Source organism: Commensalibacter sp. W6292M3, assembly GCF_016101315.1.
Classification (GTDB): Bacteria; Pseudomonadota; Alphaproteobacteria; order Acetobacterales; family Acetobacteraceae; genus Commensalibacter; species Commensalibacter melissae.
On record NZ_JACFQT010000001.1, the window covers coordinates 964,374 to 983,370 of the forward strand.

An 18,997-nucleotide genomic window follows, 5' to 3' on the forward strand; every position below is an offset into this window, starting at 1 on the left:
TCCCTATTCATCCTTATCTTCTGATAAGGATGAATCGGTGTCTGTCTGATTTTCATCACTGTCATCAGAATTATCAATCACAGGAAAAACACTACTGACCGTTTCCCCTTCATCAATACGGAATAAAGTTACCCCCATTCCTGTTCTTGATGTAATCCGTATCTGGTTAACTGGCACGCGAATCAAACGTCCCTTGTCCGTCATCATCATTACATCTGTATTTTCCCATACCGCAAATGTTGCAACAACGGCATCTCCGTTCTTGCCCGTCAGATTTATATTAGCAATACCCAATCCGCCTCGACCACTTACTCGATATTCATAAGCGGAAGTCCGTTTACCAAAACCGGCATTGGTTACCGTCAGAAGAATTTCCTCAGACCGTTGTAGCTCGCTTAAGCGTCCTGTTGTCAACTCTACAGCAGATTCATTATTTTCAACTTCGTCCTCAAACGGATCTTCACTTTCAACAATCGTTTCATCATCACTGGTTTCGGCATTTTCCGCACGTCGTTTCGCATTACTGTAACGTAAATAATCAAGTCGTTCAGAAGTTAAAATGTTAACATGATTTAAGACAGTTAAGGAAATAACCTCATCATTATCAGCCAATTTGATACCACGAACACCGGTACTTCCACGTCCGGAAAAAACGCGCAAAGAACTGTCGGTAATCTGGAAACGTATAGCCCGACCTTTATTGGTGGCCAAAAGAACATCCTGACCTTCCTGACAGGTAGCAACCCCTATAAGCCGTTCATGTTCATCTAGTTTCATGGCAATCAAACCGGAAGAACGTATATTTCCAAAATCACTCAGGCGATTACGCCTGACGTTTCCGGATGAGGTGGCGAACACAAGATGCAAGTCTGACCACAATTCCTCATCCTGAGGCAAAGGCAATACTGTTGTCACCTCATCATTTCCTAAATCAGGCAATAAATTGACCAATGCTCTACCTTTTGACGTTGGGCTGGCTTCTGGTAAATGCCAAACTTTTGCACGGTACGCCTTTCCTCCAGAAGAGAAAAATATTACCCATTGATGTGTATGCGCGTTAAAGGATCGTGTAATTATATCATCTCCACGTCTTCCGGCCCCAGTTCTGCCACGACCCCCACGATTTTGAGAACGAAAAGTGTCCAGTGGGGTACGCTTGATAAATCCCTCACGTGTTATGGTTACAACCATCTGTCCAGGTTCAATCAGGCTTTCATCAGTTTGGTCGCCTTCATAATCGACAATATCGGTCATTCTTTCACAGGCAATTGCAGATCTTACACGAACAAGTTCATCACGCATAATTTCCATACGACGCAAATGACTCGCAATAATTTCCAGCAATTCCTCAATCCGTTTTGAAACTTCCATTAGTTCACTTTGAATTTTTTCACGTTCCAAACCGGTTAACCGTTGCAATCTCAACTCAAGAATACCGCGAACCTGCACTTCACTGAGATAAACCCTTCCGTCTTTTAATGTATTACCTTCATCTTGGATAAGGTTTAAAAGACTTTGGATATCTTCCGCAGGCCAGGACCGATTCAATAATTGATCACGAGCTGTTACCGTATCCGGAGCCGAGCGGATTAAAGCGATAACTTCATCTATATTAGCAACCGCGATAACCAGACCCAACAATAGATGCGCCCGATCCCTAGATTTTCTTAATTCAAATCGCGCCCGACGCAAAATCACCTCCTCACGGAAGGAGATAAAGGCATTTAACGCATCTTTCAATCCCAGCAACTGAGGTTTTCCATTGGTTAATGCAAGCATATTCACACCAAAAGTCGTCTGTAGCTGGGTAAAGCGGTATAATTGATTTAAGACCACCTCCGCGGTAGCATCACGTTTGATTTCAATGACCACCCGCATACCAGAACGATCACTTTCATCACGGATATCGGAGATACCTTCAATCTGCTTATTACGTACAAGCTCCGCAATTTTCTCTTGTAAAGTCGCCTTGTTTACCTGAAAGGGAATCTCGGTGATAATAATGGCCTGCCTGTCCTTGCGAATTTCCTCGATACTGGCACGTCCCCGCACCAGTATTGATCCACGTCCCGTTTCAAATGCATTACGAATACCTGAACGTCCAAGAATGATACCGCCAGTGGAAAAATCTGGACCAGGTACAATTTGCATTAATTGTGCAAGATCCATGTCTGGATTGGCAATTAATGCCAAGGTAGCATCGATAATTTCTCCAGGGTTGTGAGGCGGTATATTCGTCGCCATTCCCACCGCAATACCCGAGGCACCGTTTATTAAGAGATTTGGATAGGCTGCGGGCAAGATAACGGGTTCCTGCTCGCTTTCATCATAATTTGGCTGAAAATCAACTGTATCCTGATTTATGTCTTCCAATAAAAATATGGCAGGTTTCCCCAGACGTGCCTCTGTATAACGCATAGCAGCTGGAGAGTCCCCATCAACAGACCCGAAATTCCCCTGACCGTCAACCAGACATACCCGCATAGACCAACGCTGTGCCATTCTTACCATGGCATCATAAATTGATGAGTCCCCATGCGGATGATATTTGCTCATCACATCCCCAACAGCACGGGCAGATTTACGATAAGGTTTATCAGGGGTCAAACCACTTTCAAACATTGAATATAAAATTCGACGATGAACGGGTTTCAACCCATCTCTGACATCCGGCAAAGCACGACTGACAATTACAGACATGGCATACGCCAGATAAGAGGTTTGCATTTCCTCTTCAACGGTAACAGGGGTAATATCAGTTGAAAAGGATGAAGTATTTTCTGGTAAATCGGTCAAGGCAGATCCATCATTTAATTAATTATAAACTAATCTACAAACAAATAACTTTAAATCAGGTTACAACGTAAGAATGTCTTATGATCTTTGCAAAATAACCCTTAAATAATAATATTCCTATAATATAGAGTAAAACTTATAAGTTTTATAGTGGAAAGAAAATAAATAATTTTATGATCAAAAGCTTGCTAAAAACAAAAATACAAAAGGATTTACTATTTAGATCTAATATTATCACGTCACGATAATAAGATCGTATCTTTTTTTATAACATTCTGTTTATATTTAGTTAGAGTGCGGATCACTAAAAATATACAAGTTATTATCAAACTAATGACATCAATAATATTCCAGTGATCAAAACTTCATCGATAGACTTAGAAGGGAATTTCATCATCCAAATCATTATTACCAGGCATGGAAGCATCCCAACTGGAATTGGATCTATTACCAGATGACGCATTACTGGCTGGACGGGTCGCAGGTGGTGGTGTAAATGAAGATTCCGAACCATAATTATCCATTGAATCTCCACCACTTCGCGCGCTATCCAATAAAACCAGTTCTCCTCTAAATCGGTCAACAACCACATCTGTGCTATACCGTTCAACACCTTGCTGATCAGTCCATTTCCGGGTTCTCAATATACCCTCAATAAAAACCTTGCGACCCTTACGTAAATATTTTTCTGCGACATCAGCAAGACGCTCATTAAAAATTACCACTCTATGCCATTCTGTCAGATCCTTGCGTTCACCAGTCTGACGATCGTTCCATGTATCACTGGTGGCAATTGCGAGAGTAACTATCTTGGCGCCTGTTTGTGCACTTCTAACTTCAGGGTCTCGTCCAAGATTTCCAACCAAAATCACCTTATTAACACTTCCTGCCATTTTATCCTCATTTCTTTATAGTAAAAAATGCTATATCTTTACTTTTTTTCCATCTTTAAAAGAATTATATTCTTTCTATACCATCCTGTAATTTTTTTAAAACAGTAATCACAAGATACAAAACCATATAACAATCATATCATGAAAAATAAATCACCGACTGCGCTTACCCATATTAAAGTGCGTGGAGCAAAAGTCCACAATTTACATAATATTGATGTTGATATTCCCAGAAACAAGATGACGGTTATCACGGGTCTTTCCGGATCGGGAAAATCCTCTTTGGCTTTTGACACTATATATGCGGAAGGGCAAAGACGTTATGTTGAAAGCCTTTCAGCCTATGCACGCCAGTTTTTGGAATTAATGGGGAAACCCGATGTTGAATCCATTGAGGGGCTGTCTCCCGCGATATCAATCGAACAAAAAACAACATCCCGCAATCCACGTTCAACAGTTGGCACCATTACTGAAATTCATGATTATATGCGCCTGTTATGGGCACGAGCAGGAACCCCTTTTTCACCGATTACGGGATTACCAATTGAAGCACAAACCGTCAGCCAAATGGTTGATCGAGTGATGGAATTGTCCGAAGGCACCCGATTGATGTTGTTATCCCCCATTGTACGAAGTCGTAAAGGGGAATACAGAAAAGAGCTTGCGGAACTTCAACGCAAGGGTTTTACACGGGTTAAAATTGACGGGAAACTATATGACATTTCAGAAGCGCCAGAATTGAATCGTAAACTTAAACATACGATCGAGGTGGTTGTTGATCGCATCATCGTTAAACAGGGTATAGAAAATCGATTGGCAGATAGTTTTGAAATAGCCTTATCCCTTTCCGATGGTCTTGCACAAGTGGAGGAGGTCTTACGTAAAGATGAAAAAAGAAAATCAATTCATTTAAGCTTTTCATCACGTTATTCTTGTCCTGAAAGCGGATTTACTCTTGAAGAAATTGAACCAAGACTTTTTTCCTTCAATGCACCCCAAGGTGCATGTCCAGTATGTGACGGTATCGGGACTGAAAGCTTTTTCGACCCAGACCTGATCATTCCCAATCCTGCACTTTCCCTGGAAAAAGGGGCTATTTCAGCATGGAAAAATACTTCACTGCCCTATTATCAACAAACTTTGGCAAGTCTAGCCGAACATTTTCATTTTAAAATCAACACGCCATGGGAAAAAATCCCTGGAAAAATTCAACATGCCATTCTGCATGGTACAGATGAAAAAATTCCGATTCACTATCATGATGAAAAAAAATCCTATACTGTAACTCAACCTTTTGAAGGGGTGATCAAAAATCTAGATAAACGCTATCATTCAACTGACAGTCATATCATTAGGGAAGATCTCAATCGCTTTCGGGCGGATTATCCTTGTCACGCTTGTCATGGCGCCCGACTTAAACCCGAAGCTTTATGTGTCAAAATAAACAATAAAAACATTGCAGAAATTGCAGATTATCCCATCCATCAAGCATTAAAATGGTTTTCCAGTGTTGAAGAAACTCTATCCCCTCAAAAAGCAGAAATTGCCCATCGAATTCTGCGAGAAATTATTGACCGCTTGAAATTTCTCAATGATGTCGGTCTTGATTATCTTACATTATCCAGAGGTTCAGCCACACTATCTGGAGGTGAAAGCCAGCGCATTCGTCTGGCCAGTCAAATTGGATCTGGACTGACAGGGGTTTTATACGTTCTGGATGAACCGTCAATCGGATTACATCAACGGGATAATGAACGGTTGCTCGGCACTCTTGATCGTTTAAAAAACCTTGGAAACACCTTGATCGTTGTTGAGCATGACGAAGATACGATCAAGGCTTCTGACTATCTTATTGATATGGGCCCGGGGGCTGGCATCATGGGGGGACATGTCGTTGCCATGGGTACACCCAAGGAAGTGGAAAAAAATCCGGACAGCCTTACCGGCGATTATCTGAGTGGCCGAAAATTCATTGCCATTCCCAAAAAAAGAAGGAAAATGAATAAAAAACAAATATTAACACTGTGTAACGCAACAGGTAACAATTTAAAAAATGTTACTGTTGATTTTCCCCTTGGAACCTTTATCGCCGTAACAGGTGTTTCGGGGGGTGGAAAATCCACCCTGATCATTGATACACTTTATAAGGCCCTTTCCAGACAATTGATGGGTTCGAATGCTGTACCCTCTCCATATAAATCCATCAAGAATATTCCACTACTTGATAAAATCATTGACATAGACCAATCCCCCATTGGACGCACCCCCCGTTCCAACCCGGCAACCTATACAGATTTATTTACACCAATTAGAGAATGGTTTGCAGAGCTTCCGGAAAGTCGTGCACGAGGTTACAAGCCAGGACGCTTTTCCTTTAATGTAAAGGGCGGACGATGTGAAGCCTGTCAAGGAGATGGGGTCATAAAAATTGAAATGCACTTTCTTCCAGATATGTTCGTTACCTGTGATACCTGTAAAGGAGCAAGATACAATCGGGAAACGTTGGAAATCAAATTCAAGGGCCACTCCATTGCCGATATCCTAAATCTTTCAGTAGATGAAGCCATACCATTATTTTCATCCGCTCCCAGAATTTACGATCGTCTAAATATACTAAAACAGGTTGGACTTGGCTACATTCATCTTGGACAACAGGCCACCACCCTTTCAGGAGGAGAGGCGCAACGTATCAAACTTTCCAAGGAACTGGCAAGGCGGGCAACGGGAAGAACCCTATATATTCTTGATGAACCCACAACAGGACTACATACGGAAGATGTACGTAAGTTACTGGAGGTTTTACATACACTGGTTGATCAGGGAAATACCATTATTGTTATCGAACATAATTTGGAGGTTATCAAAACCGCTGATTGGGTTATTGATCTCGGACCTGAAGGTGGAAGTGGCGGTGGTGAAATCGTGGCAACAGGAACACCAGAACAAATTGCCAAGTCACCAAATAGTTATACAGGCGTTTTTTTAAAACCACTTTTAAATCAATAATTTATTTTGTAGGGTAATTGATACCCTACAAATTTGGTTTTAATCCATGATGACAAATCAATTTAACTTAAAAATTGTAATTATTTCCTATTCAGATCATCAACAGACGGCTATCAACGGTTTGATTGATTTATTTAATCTGGCAGAATATGCGTGTAACTCATTTAAAAAAATACAGGTCAAGGTAATTTCCAACGATCACGATTTTACAAATTTTCTAGCAAAACAAGACGTGATCATTATTCCTCCCTGTATGAGCGGAATCCATACACCGGATAATATTGGCGAAATAATTAATTTTATTAGACATCATCATTCTCAACAATCCATAATTGCGGCAATCTGTGTTGGAACATTTATTCTAGCTGAAACGGGATTGTTGAATGGAAAGGAAGCCACAACCCATTGGTTATATGCTGATACCCTTCAAAAAAAATTTCCAAAAATCATTGTAAATAAAAGCAAACTTCTGGTTGATAACGAAACTCTTATCACTAGTGGTGGAATCATGTCCTGGGTCGATATTGGATTATATATTGTAGAAAAATTTTTTGGCCATCATATAATGCTAAAAACGACTCAATTCATGAATGTTGATCCACCAAGAGATCTTCAAAATCAATATATGTCTTTTTTTCCAAAACTGGATCATAATGATACAGCCATCCTTAAGGCGCAATATTGGCTCATGAATGCAGATATTCATGATATAAACGTCAAAAATCTTGTTATTCAATCGGGACTTGAAGAACGAACTTTCTTAAGACGTTTTAAAAAAGCCACCAAACTGCTTCCAAAAAATTACATACAGAATTTTTGCATTGAATATGCCAAAGGCCTTCTTGAAACAACCGATATGCCTATTGAACAAATTTCATGGAATCTTGGTTATGCTAATTCAAGTTCGTTCAGAAAAAATTTTACCAGGATCACCTGTCTCACCCCAAGAGATTATCGAAACAAATATAAAATCCGTTCAAGACAGATTTAATCCTGAGCTTTCATCAACTTCACTCTCTGATCAATTATTTTAATGTATTTATTGATATTTTGAATAAATAACTGAATGGATTTTTTATCCAGTAATAATTGCGATGTTAAAACACTTGTTATCAAACTTCCCTTATGAAATGACATATGATACGTAAATAACAATGCACCAGATGTGCGATTGGCAACGGACCGATAGGCAAGAACATTTATATCATTTTCAAACTTTAAGGTATCTGTTCTACCACTATTGGTGAATCCCAATCCTTCGCACAATCTTACAGCCTTTTGAAAAGACAGCTTTTGTTTTTTTGCATCCGCAAGAATCTGGCTGGTAGTTTCCAGTTCCTTGGATATGTGTTTCTTAATATAACTTATTTCCCTTTCAAACCTCCTGACTGAATCATCAATATCCCAGATTTTTACATTGATATTCACAACATCCAATAAACAACCCAATTGATTCATCAAATCGTTATTTTTACGGTAGGTTACTGCACTATAAGTATTAATGTTATTAATATTTAAAAGTTTCATTACAGCAATCGAATAAATGACAGTCAAAAGGGAATTAAGTCTACAATCCAATTTCTTCGCATAATATTCCATGGATGATAAGAGCGATGGGTTAATGATCCATGTATCAACAGCGGTCCATTTTAGAGGCAAGGGATTATCAAAGATTTTCAAAGCCTGTGAAAAATCATTGTCAGGTTTATGAACTTGACGGATATCGCAATCAGCCACCTCTTTTGCATTGAAATATTTCCATACAGGAAAATGCTCATAATATTTTTCTTCTTCGTCAATAGAAATTGAATCTATTAAATCTTTAAGAATTTTTTTTGCTGAATAGGTATCCATGATTGCATGATGTTGAGTAAGGATAATTATGCAACCTTTATTCTGGACAAGATAGATAATTTTCAGTTTTGATAAAACTTGATTATAATCAAGAATGTTATTAACTTCTTTTTCAAGAATCAAATCAAAATCTTTAATTTTTTCCTCGTATCTATAAACTTCAAAATTAGAAACGGGATGAGAATTTTTCTGCAAACACCATTTTTTATTCTGAATGACCAGTTTTTGTTGCAGTAATGGATTTTTATTTATGTAATTTTCCAAAGCAATTTTAAATTGTTTTGATGAAATTTTATAATCCAGATAGAGCAAAGTTACTGCTTGAGATGTTCCCATAAAAACAGCATGATTATTAGCCATCACTGTTTCAATCGTATTTAGATAACGGTCAAACATAATAATATATCGTAATTCATTTTCATTTAAGATAGATGTGCCAAAAATTCATCTTTAGGCATTATTTTGGCACCAGCAAAAGATAATATCCATAACATTGCAGCATGAACCTTTGGCGCAGGCACTTCAACATCGTTAAAGGTTATTTCTTTTGACGCAATACAATCAGAGATCAATGTCACCTGATATCCATAATCTAAGGCTGTCCTGACTGTCGCATCAACGCACATTTGGGACATGGCACCTATAACGATAAGATTTTTATAATTATGTCTATCAAGAACGGACTTCAATTCCGTTCCCTTGAAAGCGTTAGGATAATTTTTTGTAATACATATTTCATTATCCAATGGTTTTACATCCTTATTAATTTTCACCCCTTCAGTATGCTGAACAAAAAAGGGGGCATCCTTCATGGGAAACTGATGTTGTATATGGATGACTGGAATATGATGTTGCCGTGCGGCAGCTAAAACTTCCATGCTGCTTTTACCAACAGAATTCATATTAAATAATGGAAATTTTCCATTTGGATAATAATCATTTTGTAAGTCTATAATGATAAGAACTGTATTTTTCATCAACGTAAATTCCATGCAATAACAGGCTTTATTAAAATACAGTCCAATTAGGTAAATTAATAATAAGTAAAATTGACAAATATCAATGTATTTCAGACAAAATATAAATAATTTATTAATAATCCTGTTAAGTAATTTCTAAACAATTTTTCTTTTTTTGACTGTTATTTGTCTTTTTAATTTATGTAATACTTATTTTATTATGGATAATATACAACCTAAAAATTGAATTATAAATATTAAGAAAGTATTTCAATGAATAACTATAAGGTATCCAGTAATAAAATTATAAATAAAAATAACTCAATATTATATGATGCTTTTAACCCAAATAATATTTCATTTTTATTTGAAAAAATTCAACAAAAACTTTATAAATTGCTTCAAGATAAAACCAAGAAAGGAATTCATTGTATAACTCCGCATGAACTCCTCAATATTGCCCTTCATCTGACAGATCACAAATCCGGTGAGTCAATTATTGAACGACTGAACCAGATTGTTGATTTACACATCAATACTGCAATCAAAGTAAATTCTACAGGATATATGGCCAGACAATTTTCATCGGTCATTCCTGTTTCAGCCATTTATGATGTTGTAAATTCTCTTTGCCCCCAGCCAGCATCATTTTATGAATGCGGCCCCCTACCTAATGTAGCAGACAAAATAATTGCGGAAAAATTTGCTAAATTTTTGGGATGGGAAAATAGTAATTATGGCATGATTTCAACCTCTGGAGCAAGTTTGGCCAATTTAACCGCGGTAATAACCGCCCGCAATAACAAATACCCAAATATCTGGAAAAAAGGAAATGCTGGTCAAAAAAACCTTGTACCTACCATAGCTATAGGAACGGATGCACATTTTTCTGTCAGCCGGATTGCTGGCATTATTGGTCTTGGTCAAGACAATATCATTTTATTACCCCTGAACGCTCAAAGACAAATCTGTATAAAACAAGCAAGGCAAATTTTAAATAAAGCCCATAAAAACGGAAAAGATATTTTCTGTATTATCGCTGCTGCAGGTAGTACAAGCATTGGGGCTATTGATCCCTTAAAAGAATTGTCGGAACTCGCCATTAAATATAAAGCCTGGTTTCATGTTGATGCAGCACATAGCGGATCCTTTCTAGTTTCCGATCAATTAAGAAACCGAGTAGCAGGCTTAACATACGCTGACTCTTTTTGTCTTGACGCTCATAAAACATTATTTGTTCCTGCGGCTTGTACATTATTATTTTATAAAAATGGTGATAAAACAAAGCTTACATTTCCGATTCAAGCCAGTTATGTTACAGAGGAATTCGAAGATGAAATAACAAAATTCGAAAGTGGAACTAAAAATTTCGAATGTACCAAACGGCCTTCCATTTTAAATTTATGGGTTGTTTGGTCTTTATACGGTCAACAATTTTTTGCAACCAAATTAAACCTTCTAGTCAAAACCACCTTTCAAGCATACAAATATCTACAAACTCTAGATGATTTTGAAACCTTGCACAAACCTGAATCCAACATTCTTTGCTTCAGATATTTGCCAAATGAAAAAAAACTATCGAAAGAAAAATTGAATTATTTACAATTAAAAATAAGAGATAAAATCCGTGATGAAGGACGCTATTTCATTTCAAAAGTGGATCTAGATCATATCACCGCCCTCCGTATCGTTATCATGAATCATGAAATCTCAATGGATGATATCGCTGATCTGACCAAACATATTGAAACCGCAGCAAATTCCATTCTTAAAACCTTTTAAATTCATTCCATTCCCATATTTACCCAAGGAGCCCCTATCTTGCATATCCATTCAAACAAGGAATTACTGAAAACTGTTTTTCCTGATTTTTTGTTTAATCCACAATCAATCCAAAATATTGCTCAATTTCCAACGTTTTTATCAACCATTCGCTATTTTGAACGGTTAACGGAAACTTATTTTGATGCAATTCCATTTGAAATACAGAACGAATTTATCCTTAAAAGGTTAAAACAGCTGATCGAGATATGTCGAGTCAACCCTATTTGGAAAGAACGTATTGATCAAGCGATTGGCAAGGAAAAATTAAACGATTTTGAAACCTTCTCCGCCATTCCACTTACTGATAAAGAAATTTATACAGATTTATTTTCTGGCAAACGTCCAGGTATGATTGTCCCGATCGAAAATGGTAATTTTCAAATTGCCAACAGTGGAGGTACCGCCTCAGGAAGATCTTCCGAAATCGTATTTTCAAAAAAAGAATTAAGGGATACTTACAGATGGGCAGGAAATTTTATCGGAAAACATATTATTTCACGTTATATGGAAGAACAACAGGCCAAATGGATTGGCACCACTCTCTCTGACAGTCAATTATGGAGCAGCGGAACCATGGTTGGTGGAGTTTTACAAGAAATTCCAAATGTTAATTATCTTGGTATCGGACCCATGTCCGCTAAAATTTATCAGCGTATTATGCAAAATCCGGGACAAAAAGGTTTCATGGGCATTGTCCGCGACATCGCCATGCTCGTTCCTTATGCAAGTGAATTAAATGATCAACAAAAAGGTAGTTTGAGAATAGCTCTATATGGCAGTGGATGTCTTCCAGAAAAAATTAAATCTGATTTAAAAGATATCTATCAGAATTTAATCATATTAAGTTTTTTTGCTGCCACACAAGCCGAAACTATAGGTTTACAACTCAATCCGGAAAGTTCAATTCTAACAGCTGTTCCCGGTTTACATCTGATAGAAATTGTCGATAAAAACGGTAAATGGGTCCAAGAAAACGAAGAAGGAGATCTTGTCGTCACAAGATTATTTGCAAATGAAGCTCCTGTCTTACGTTACAAATTGGGGGATCGCGTCATAAGGCGTCCAAATTATACCAGTCGATTTCTCAATTCAATACAGTTTGAATATGTAGGCCGCAGTGACGATTTTATCTCTTTGATAAATCATCAATTTTATGTTCCACATTTCCTGACATTATTATCTAAGAAACTGGAAACTGATTCCATTTTTAGCTTCAACAAAATTGCTGAGGAATTTCAATTCCAAATAAACCAAAATACTGAAACCTTAAATTTAATAATTGCGGTTTCAAATCTTTATGAAATGAAGAATCAATATGATAAACATAAAGACAAAATTTGCGATATAATGATACAATCATTGATTGAATCTGATAAAAAAAACACTCTATCACATTCCCTTTTTGAAAAATTGAAACATAAATGCCAATTCAATATTCATTTTGTTGAAAAAGAATCTTCCATGATATATCGAACAGATGTGGGAAAAACGCCTTTAATTTATAAAAAACAATAATTTGCAATTTATAAATTAAAATTTTTTATGATAAAAATTTAGGCAAAAAAATTACATAAACCCTATAAGTCATTGTCTATTTTATAGCAATTTTAAATAAATAATATAAAAAATAGGCATAATGTTTAAATAATAGACATTTTTTATTAAATTGTTCTATTCATTGTTAAAAATTCTCTATATCTTTACACTGGACAGAACTTTCCAAACATTCTTTAATATTGTTATCGTAAACAGTAACAGTATTATCGCTATATAATTTTTATTTGATGAATATAGAGAAACAAGATGATAAAAAAAATCGAAGCCATTATTAAGCCTTTTAAACTCGATGAGGTTAAAGAAGCGCTTCAAGAGATTGGCCTTCAAGGAATTACGGTAACAGAAGTAAAAGGATTCGGCCGCCAAAAAGGCCATACCGAACTTTATCGTGGTGCTGAATATGTCGTTGATTTTTTACCCAAGGTTAAAATCGAATTTGTCTGTAGTGCGGATATCGTCGAACGTGCAATTGACATCATCCTCAATACAGCAAGAACTGGCCGAATCGGTGATGGAAAGATTTTTGTTATTCCTGTGGAAAATGCCATTCGCATTCGTACAGGTGAAAGTGGGGTTGAAGCTTTATAATCAATTTTATCTTTTTCATTTTGACAAAATGAAGTATCTCCTTGAGAGTTATAACCATATGGGACGAAAAATATTATCTTTATGGATGACACTGTTACGTTTTTGAATGCATAAATTTCTATCATATAATAAGGACTAATAGTACATGGCCGACCAATTGATTTCTTCTTCAGCTTCCAAAGAAGAGGCTATTGCCAAAATTATGGATCTCCTTCAGGAAAATTCTGTAGAATTTGTTGATTTCCGTTTTACGGATCCTCGGGGAAAATGGCATCATACCACACAATATGTATCAACCATAGAGCCTGATATTTTTGAGGATGGCATTATGTTTGACGGTTCTTCCATCGCCGGATGGAAGGCGATTAATGAAAGTGACATGATTTTAATGCCTGATCCATTTACAGCAATTATGGATCCATTTACGGCGAAACCCCAGCTTATTCTTATTTGTGATATCATTGATCCTGCAACGGGAACCGCTTACAATCGTGATCCTCGTTCCACTGCGAAACTGGCTGAACAATACCTAAAATCAACAGGAATTGGCGATACGGCTTATTTTGGGCCAGAAGCAGAATTCTTCATTTTCGATAATGTCAAATTCGGTGTCGGTTCCAATTATGGTATCTATCAACTCGATAGTATAGAAGGCCCTGATGCAAACCTAAAAGATTATCCCGAAGGAAACATGGGACATCGTCCTCGGGTGAAGGGAGGCTACTTTCCTGTTCCACCTGTTGATACGGAAAATGACTTGCGTGCAGAAATGCTTAGCACGATGGGTGAGATGGGATTGCCTATCGAAAAACATCATCATGAGGTTGCCCAGTCTCAACACGAATTGGGAGTGGCTTTTGCCACCCTAGTACGTTCCGCTGATTTTATGCAGATCTATAAATACTGCGTTCATAATGTTGCAAATTCATATGGCAAAACTGCAACATTCATGCCAAAACCAATTTATGGTGATAATGGCACTGGTATGCATGTCCATCAATCTATCTGGAAAAACAACACTCCAAATTTTGCAGGAAATGGCTATGCCGACCTTTCAGATCAAGCCCTGTATTATATTGGTGGAATTATTAAACATGCAAAAGCGTTAAACGCTTTTACAAATCCATCCACCAATTCATACAAAAGATTGATTCCAGGATTTGAGGCTCCTGTCTTGTTAGCCTATTCGGCTCGCAACCGTTCCGCCTCCTGTCGCATTCCATATGTGACCAGTCCTAAAGCAAAACGTGTTGAAATCCGTTTCCCCGATCCAACAGCAAACCCGTATCTCGCATTTGCGGCAATGCTAATGGCTGGAATTGACGGCATCAAAAACAAAATTCATCCTGGTGATGCAATGGACAAGGATCTTTACGATCTACCTCCTGAAGAACTTAAAGAAATTCCAACCGTATGTGGCTCCTTACGTGAGGCATTGGAAGCCCTTGCAGCTGATCATGATTTCCTATTGGCGGGAAATGTATTTACTCAGGACCAGATTGACAGTTATTGCAAAATCAAATGGGAAGAAGTATATCGCTTCGAACACACGCCTCACCCTGTCGAATTTGATATGTATTACTCTGTCTAAAATTCAAATAAATATCCTTGCTGATCTTTAATCAGTCATTCCTACAGCAAGGATATAAAAAAACGAACTATTAAGTTTTTAAATGTCAATTAAAAAAATATTATTTTAAAAAATTTAAATAAAATCACAATTTAAAAATAATAACTGATTCTATCAATTTTTGTAATTTTATTACTAATTAGAGCCATAAAACTGTTCAATTATAAATTGAATCGAATAAATATCACAAAAAATTGATTTTTTTATCAAAAAACTTAACAAAAATCATTTTTTACACTAGCATTATTAATGTTCACATATTATTTATCATATAATGAATTTAAATCATTTAAATAATTCTAAAAAGGTGTATAAAATATGAAATTTTTACTTGATACAGCTGATGTAGAAGACATTAAAAGAATTTGTGCGATGGTACCTGTTGATGGTGTTACAACCAATCCCGGTATTGTTGCAGCAAGTGGCAAGTCCGTTTTTGATTTGTTACCAGCCATCCGTGATGCAATGGGTGGAAAGGGAATGTTGCTTGCTCAAGTAATCTCTCCAACTGTAGAAGGTATGATCAAAGACGCTCATACACTGACCTCTCGTGTAGAAAACCTTATTGTTAAGGTTCCTGTAACCCCTAACGGTCTGGTTGCCATCAAAGAATTAACCAAGGAAGGCATCCCAACCCTGGGAACTTCAATCTATGGTGCCGCTCAAGGATTTATGGCGGCTTTGGCAGGTGCCAAATATCTTTCCCCTTATGTCAGCAGAATTGATGCACAAGGTGGAAATGGCCCCGAAACCGTTAAAGAATTGCAAAACTTGATTTCCCAACACAAACCAGATGTTGAAATCGTTAATGCAAGCTTCAAAAGCCCCCGTCAGGCTTTAGAATGCATGATGATCGGATCTGCTGGTATTACCCTGCCACCAAGCATTTTTGATCTTTTCATTGCTGATCCAGCAGTTCTTGCCGCTGTAACTGAATTTGGCAACCAATGGTTCAAGGCTTTTAACCGTCACACACTTGACTAGTACAAATAACTTTCTATTTCATTGATCTGGCACAATTTTCATTTATAAGGCACTTTATTGAGTGCCTTATATCATTATAGCTCTCTATATAATTTCATTCCTGTCAGATCTTTTATCTGTCTTTCAAGAATTTCATTATATCGATTCAGAACATCATCCTCATTTACAATGCCCATTATTTCATAATTGTCGGTTCCACGCACAACAATAAGCCATGGGCATTCATGTATGTCATCAAAACCATCCATCATTTCTTTGATATTCATACCCGGGGTCAAAACCCGATTTTTTCTGATTGCAAGTTCCCCGATTTGTTCTTGATAATGAACCAAATTCTCAAATATATCTTTTAATTCGACCAATCCTGCATATTCATTCTCCTCATTCTTTAATATTAATAACTCTTTATGATGAAATTGCAGCGAATGTATAACCTGATTAAGAGGTAAATTATAATCAAGTGTAAAATCAACAGGTTTCATCAATGTCTGTGCGGTCGTTCTCGTCAATCCACTGATATCCAAAGCTGAGCGAATTTTTTTTCCACTTAAATGGAAACGCCAGGTTGCAAAGGAATATCCAAATATTTTTCTCACTGTAACGATAGCCACAATAACAGCTAAAATAATCACACTTGTCATAGAATAACTTTGCGTCATATCAAGAGATAAAAACATCATGCTTAAGGGACCGCCAATAATACTCGCCGACATGACCGCCATCCCTATTGCCGCATATACAAGAGGGGAAAATGTATGAATCCCTAGATATAATACAATATTGCCATAAACAATTCCCGCTGTTCCACCAAGCATCATTGAAGCAAAAAACAATCCTCCCCTAAATCCCACACCTAGGGAAACGGATGAGGCGATTGCCTTTAAAAACAAAATAAAAACTGCCAATTTAAAGGCAATACCATGATCCAAGACAACCCAAAGAAAACCATGACCAGATCCCAATACAGCAGGGGTCAGGATACCCATCCCTCCCACCATCAGGGCTCCAGCAACCAGACCATAAATTTTCGGAATTCTCAATTGATTTATATAAATTTCAATACGTGTCGCCCCATACATGACCATAATGGCAATGATTGCGCAAATCAGTGAAAAAATACATACAATTCCATAATCAATATAATGGATAAAATCCGGAACAATATGAAAAACGGGTCCTGCACCACCCAAACAATGAATCATTATATATCCAGACATTGCAGCAATCATGATATAGGGGAAATTTATAAAATTATATGAGGCTAAAACAATTTCAAATCCATAAAAAGCCCCTCCTAAAATCGAGTTGAAGGCTGCACCGATGGCTCCTGCCGCTCCACAGCCAACAAGTATTCTCAATTTATTCTGTTTAATTTTAAAGAAGCGTCCGATTTTGGATGCTGCTGCGGCACTAACCTGTGTATATGCAGATTCCAATCCCAAGGAAATACCGAACCCATTGGACAAAAGGGTCTGCAGCGTTAAATAAAAACTGTCTTTGATAGAAAGCTTACCACCGTATAATGCATTTGCTTCAATTATATCTGCAATTTTTGCACTGAAAAATTGACCCATATAATAACGGACAAGGAATAAACCTATCGCTCCGATCATGGGAATACATATACAATACCATGGGTTAACGTAACTTAATCCCGACAAATGACCATTTCCATCCAAATGAAATAAGAATTTGTGGAGAGTAAGGGACATAATATTTAATAGCTGAACTGAAATTGCCCCAATGAGTCCACTGCAAAACGCAAGAATAAAAAAATATACATTTTGCTTGAATATTAATCGCTTAACTTGTTTTAAATATGGGTTATTTGCGTTAATCATCATTATTTGTCATTTAAAGGAAAATTTTTTATTATACGAATATATTATAATGAACGAACAATTGATTTTTATTTTTAACTATTTTCATCTTGATCATTCATGCCTAGTATAATTATAGATATACATCTTGTATTGATGATTGATCCATTTTTTAATCGGCCATATTTCATAAAGAATTAATTTCATATGACACAAACGCCAAAACGATATGTTAAATATTTCATTTTTTTCATCTGCTTTCCTTTTTTATTTGCATGTGCATCCAAAAAACAGCAATCAATTCTCGAGCATGTCCAAAATGAATATAAAAACATAGTTAACTTGAATGAGCGTTATATGCACAATTTTTATGGTAAAGCCGATCCAGCCTCATTTGAACGGCTCAAACGGTATCGTTATGAGGCTTATCAATCTATAATAAACCTTCGATCAAGATATGACAAAACGAAGCCCCTACCCCAAGCCGAAATTCAAGAATCAAAAAAAAGGCTTGATATCTATCGATCATATCTCAATGCATTGGGCGCCACTTCTGCAACAAAAGATAATTTACTTGGGTTTTAAAGTATCAAGAGCGGCTTGTAATATATAACTCGCAGCCATTTTATCTACAATTTCATCCCTTTTTTTCCTGCTTAAATCCGCTTCATTAATCAAAAAGCGGTTAACTGCGCTGGAAGACAACCGTTCATCCCACAGACAGGCCGGAAGACCACTCATATTAGAAACAGCCATAATCCAATCTTTAGCTGCTTGTGCTGCAGGCCCAAAGTCACCATCCAGCGACAAAGGTAATCCGCAAACAAGACCCCCAACTTCTTCTTTTATAGATAATTCTTTCAAGTACTGAGCAAAAACGGATAGTTTCCCTCTTTTTACAACAGAAAAAGGGGAAGCAAGCATCAGGGTTATATCGGATAAGGCTAACCCAATTTGTTTTTTACCAGGATCTATTCCCAATAAACGATAATGTCTGGGTAAACCGGCCACTAAATCAGATAAACTATTATAAAGCATGTAATCAATATGTTAGAGAAATATAAGGGTGAATTGAAAAGATAAATC

General features: G+C 37.0%; 14 protein-coding genes. 8 read left to right on the top strand and 6 right to left on the bottom strand.

Annotated features, from left to right (window positions below; all coding sequences use genetic code 11):
• Positions 1-3: 3 nt before the first annotated feature.
• The gene (gyrA, locus tag H3T57_RS04355; protein WP_370552874.1) at positions 4-2,727 is read right to left on the bottom strand and encodes a DNA gyrase subunit A; all 2,724 of its coding nucleotides are present in this window, start codon (positions 2,725-2,727) and stop codon (positions 4-6) included.
• Between the two features lie 446 nt (positions 2,728-3,173).
• Positions 3,174-3,689, bottom strand: coding sequence for a single-stranded DNA-binding protein (ssb, locus tag H3T57_RS04360; RefSeq protein WP_198193313.1), 516 nt, complete (start codon positions 3,687-3,689; stop codon positions 3,174-3,176).
• Positions 3,690-3,830: 141 nt separating this feature from the next.
• On the opposite strand from ssb, the gene uvrA reads away from it, so the two are divergent.
• Together uvrA and H3T57_RS04370 are read left to right on the top strand one after the other, a co-directional pair.
• A complete protein-coding gene (gene uvrA, locus H3T57_RS04365) occupies positions 3,831-6,695 on the top strand; it encodes an excinuclease ABC subunit UvrA (protein ID WP_198184862.1) in 2,865 nt (954 codons plus the stop codon).
• A gap of 46 nt (positions 6,696-6,741) precedes the next feature.
• The gene (locus tag H3T57_RS04370) at positions 6,742-7,686 is read left to right on the top strand and encodes a GlxA family transcriptional regulator (protein ID WP_198193314.1); all 945 of its coding nucleotides are present in this window, start codon (positions 6,742-6,744) and stop codon (positions 7,684-7,686) included.
• On the opposite strand, the gene H3T57_RS04375 is transcribed toward H3T57_RS04370, so the two are convergent.
• A complete protein-coding gene (locus tag H3T57_RS04375) occupies positions 7,683-8,945 on the bottom strand; it encodes a hypothetical protein (protein ID WP_198193315.1) in 1,263 nt (420 codons plus the stop codon). The genes H3T57_RS04370 and H3T57_RS04375 overlap by 4 nt on opposite strands.
• Positions 8,946-8,971: 26 nt before the next feature.
• The gene (locus H3T57_RS04380; protein ID WP_198193316.1) at positions 8,972-9,526 is read right to left on the bottom strand and encodes a cysteine hydrolase family protein; all 555 of its coding nucleotides are present in this window, start codon (positions 9,524-9,526) and stop codon (positions 8,972-8,974) included.
• Positions 9,527-9,781: 255 nt separating this feature from the next.
• On the opposite strand from H3T57_RS04380, the gene H3T57_RS04385 reads away from it, so the two are divergent.
• The 5 genes from H3T57_RS04385 to H3T57_RS04405 all read left to right on the top strand — a co-directional run bounded on the left by H3T57_RS04385 (position 9,782) and on the right by H3T57_RS04405 (position 16,091).
• Positions 9,782-11,290, top strand: coding sequence for an aminotransferase class V-fold PLP-dependent enzyme (locus tag H3T57_RS04385; RefSeq protein WP_155565270.1), 1,509 nt, complete (start codon positions 9,782-9,784; stop codon positions 11,288-11,290).
• A gap of 39 nt (positions 11,291-11,329) precedes the next feature.
• Entirely contained in the window at positions 11,330-12,847 is a 1,518-nt protein-coding gene (locus H3T57_RS04390; RefSeq protein WP_198193317.1) for a hypothetical protein, read from the top strand.
• Between the two features lie 291 nt (positions 12,848-13,138).
• The gene (locus H3T57_RS04395; RefSeq protein WP_110439010.1) at positions 13,139-13,477 is read left to right on the top strand and encodes a P-II family nitrogen regulator; all 339 of its coding nucleotides are present in this window, start codon (positions 13,139-13,141) and stop codon (positions 13,475-13,477) included.
• A gap of 145 nt (positions 13,478-13,622) precedes the next feature.
• On the top strand, positions 13,623-15,068 hold the full coding sequence (gene glnA, locus H3T57_RS04400; protein WP_198193318.1) for a type I glutamate--ammonia ligase: 1,446 nt from the start codon (positions 13,623-13,625) through the stop codon (positions 15,066-15,068).
• Positions 15,069-15,425: 357 nt separating this feature from the next.
• Positions 15,426-16,091, top strand: a complete 666-nt coding sequence (locus H3T57_RS04405) for a transaldolase family protein (protein ID WP_122123392.1) — start codon at positions 15,426-15,428, stop codon at positions 16,089-16,091.
• A 74-nt stretch (positions 16,092-16,165) separates the two neighbouring features.
• Here the strand turns inward: H3T57_RS04405 and H3T57_RS04410 are convergent, their stop codons facing one another.
• Entirely contained in the window at positions 16,166-17,803 is a 1,638-nt protein-coding gene (locus H3T57_RS04410) for a chloride channel protein (RefSeq protein WP_198193319.1), read from the bottom strand.
• A 315-nt stretch (positions 17,804-18,118) separates the two neighbouring features.
• Here H3T57_RS04410 and H3T57_RS04415 point away from each other — a divergent pair, with 315 nt between their 5' ends.
• Complete coding sequence (locus tag H3T57_RS04415) at positions 18,119-18,496, top strand: hypothetical protein (RefSeq protein WP_155565265.1); 378 nt, start codon at positions 18,119-18,121, stop codon at positions 18,494-18,496.
• On the opposite strand, the gene ruvX is transcribed toward H3T57_RS04415, so the two are convergent.
• Positions 18,482-18,949: a Holliday junction resolvase RuvX gene (ruvX, locus tag H3T57_RS04420; RefSeq protein ID WP_110438828.1), complete on the bottom strand. Its 468-nt coding sequence runs from the start codon at positions 18,947-18,949 to the stop codon at positions 18,482-18,484. The genes H3T57_RS04415 and ruvX overlap by 15 nt on opposite strands.
• Positions 18,950-18,997 lie beyond the last annotated feature (48 nt).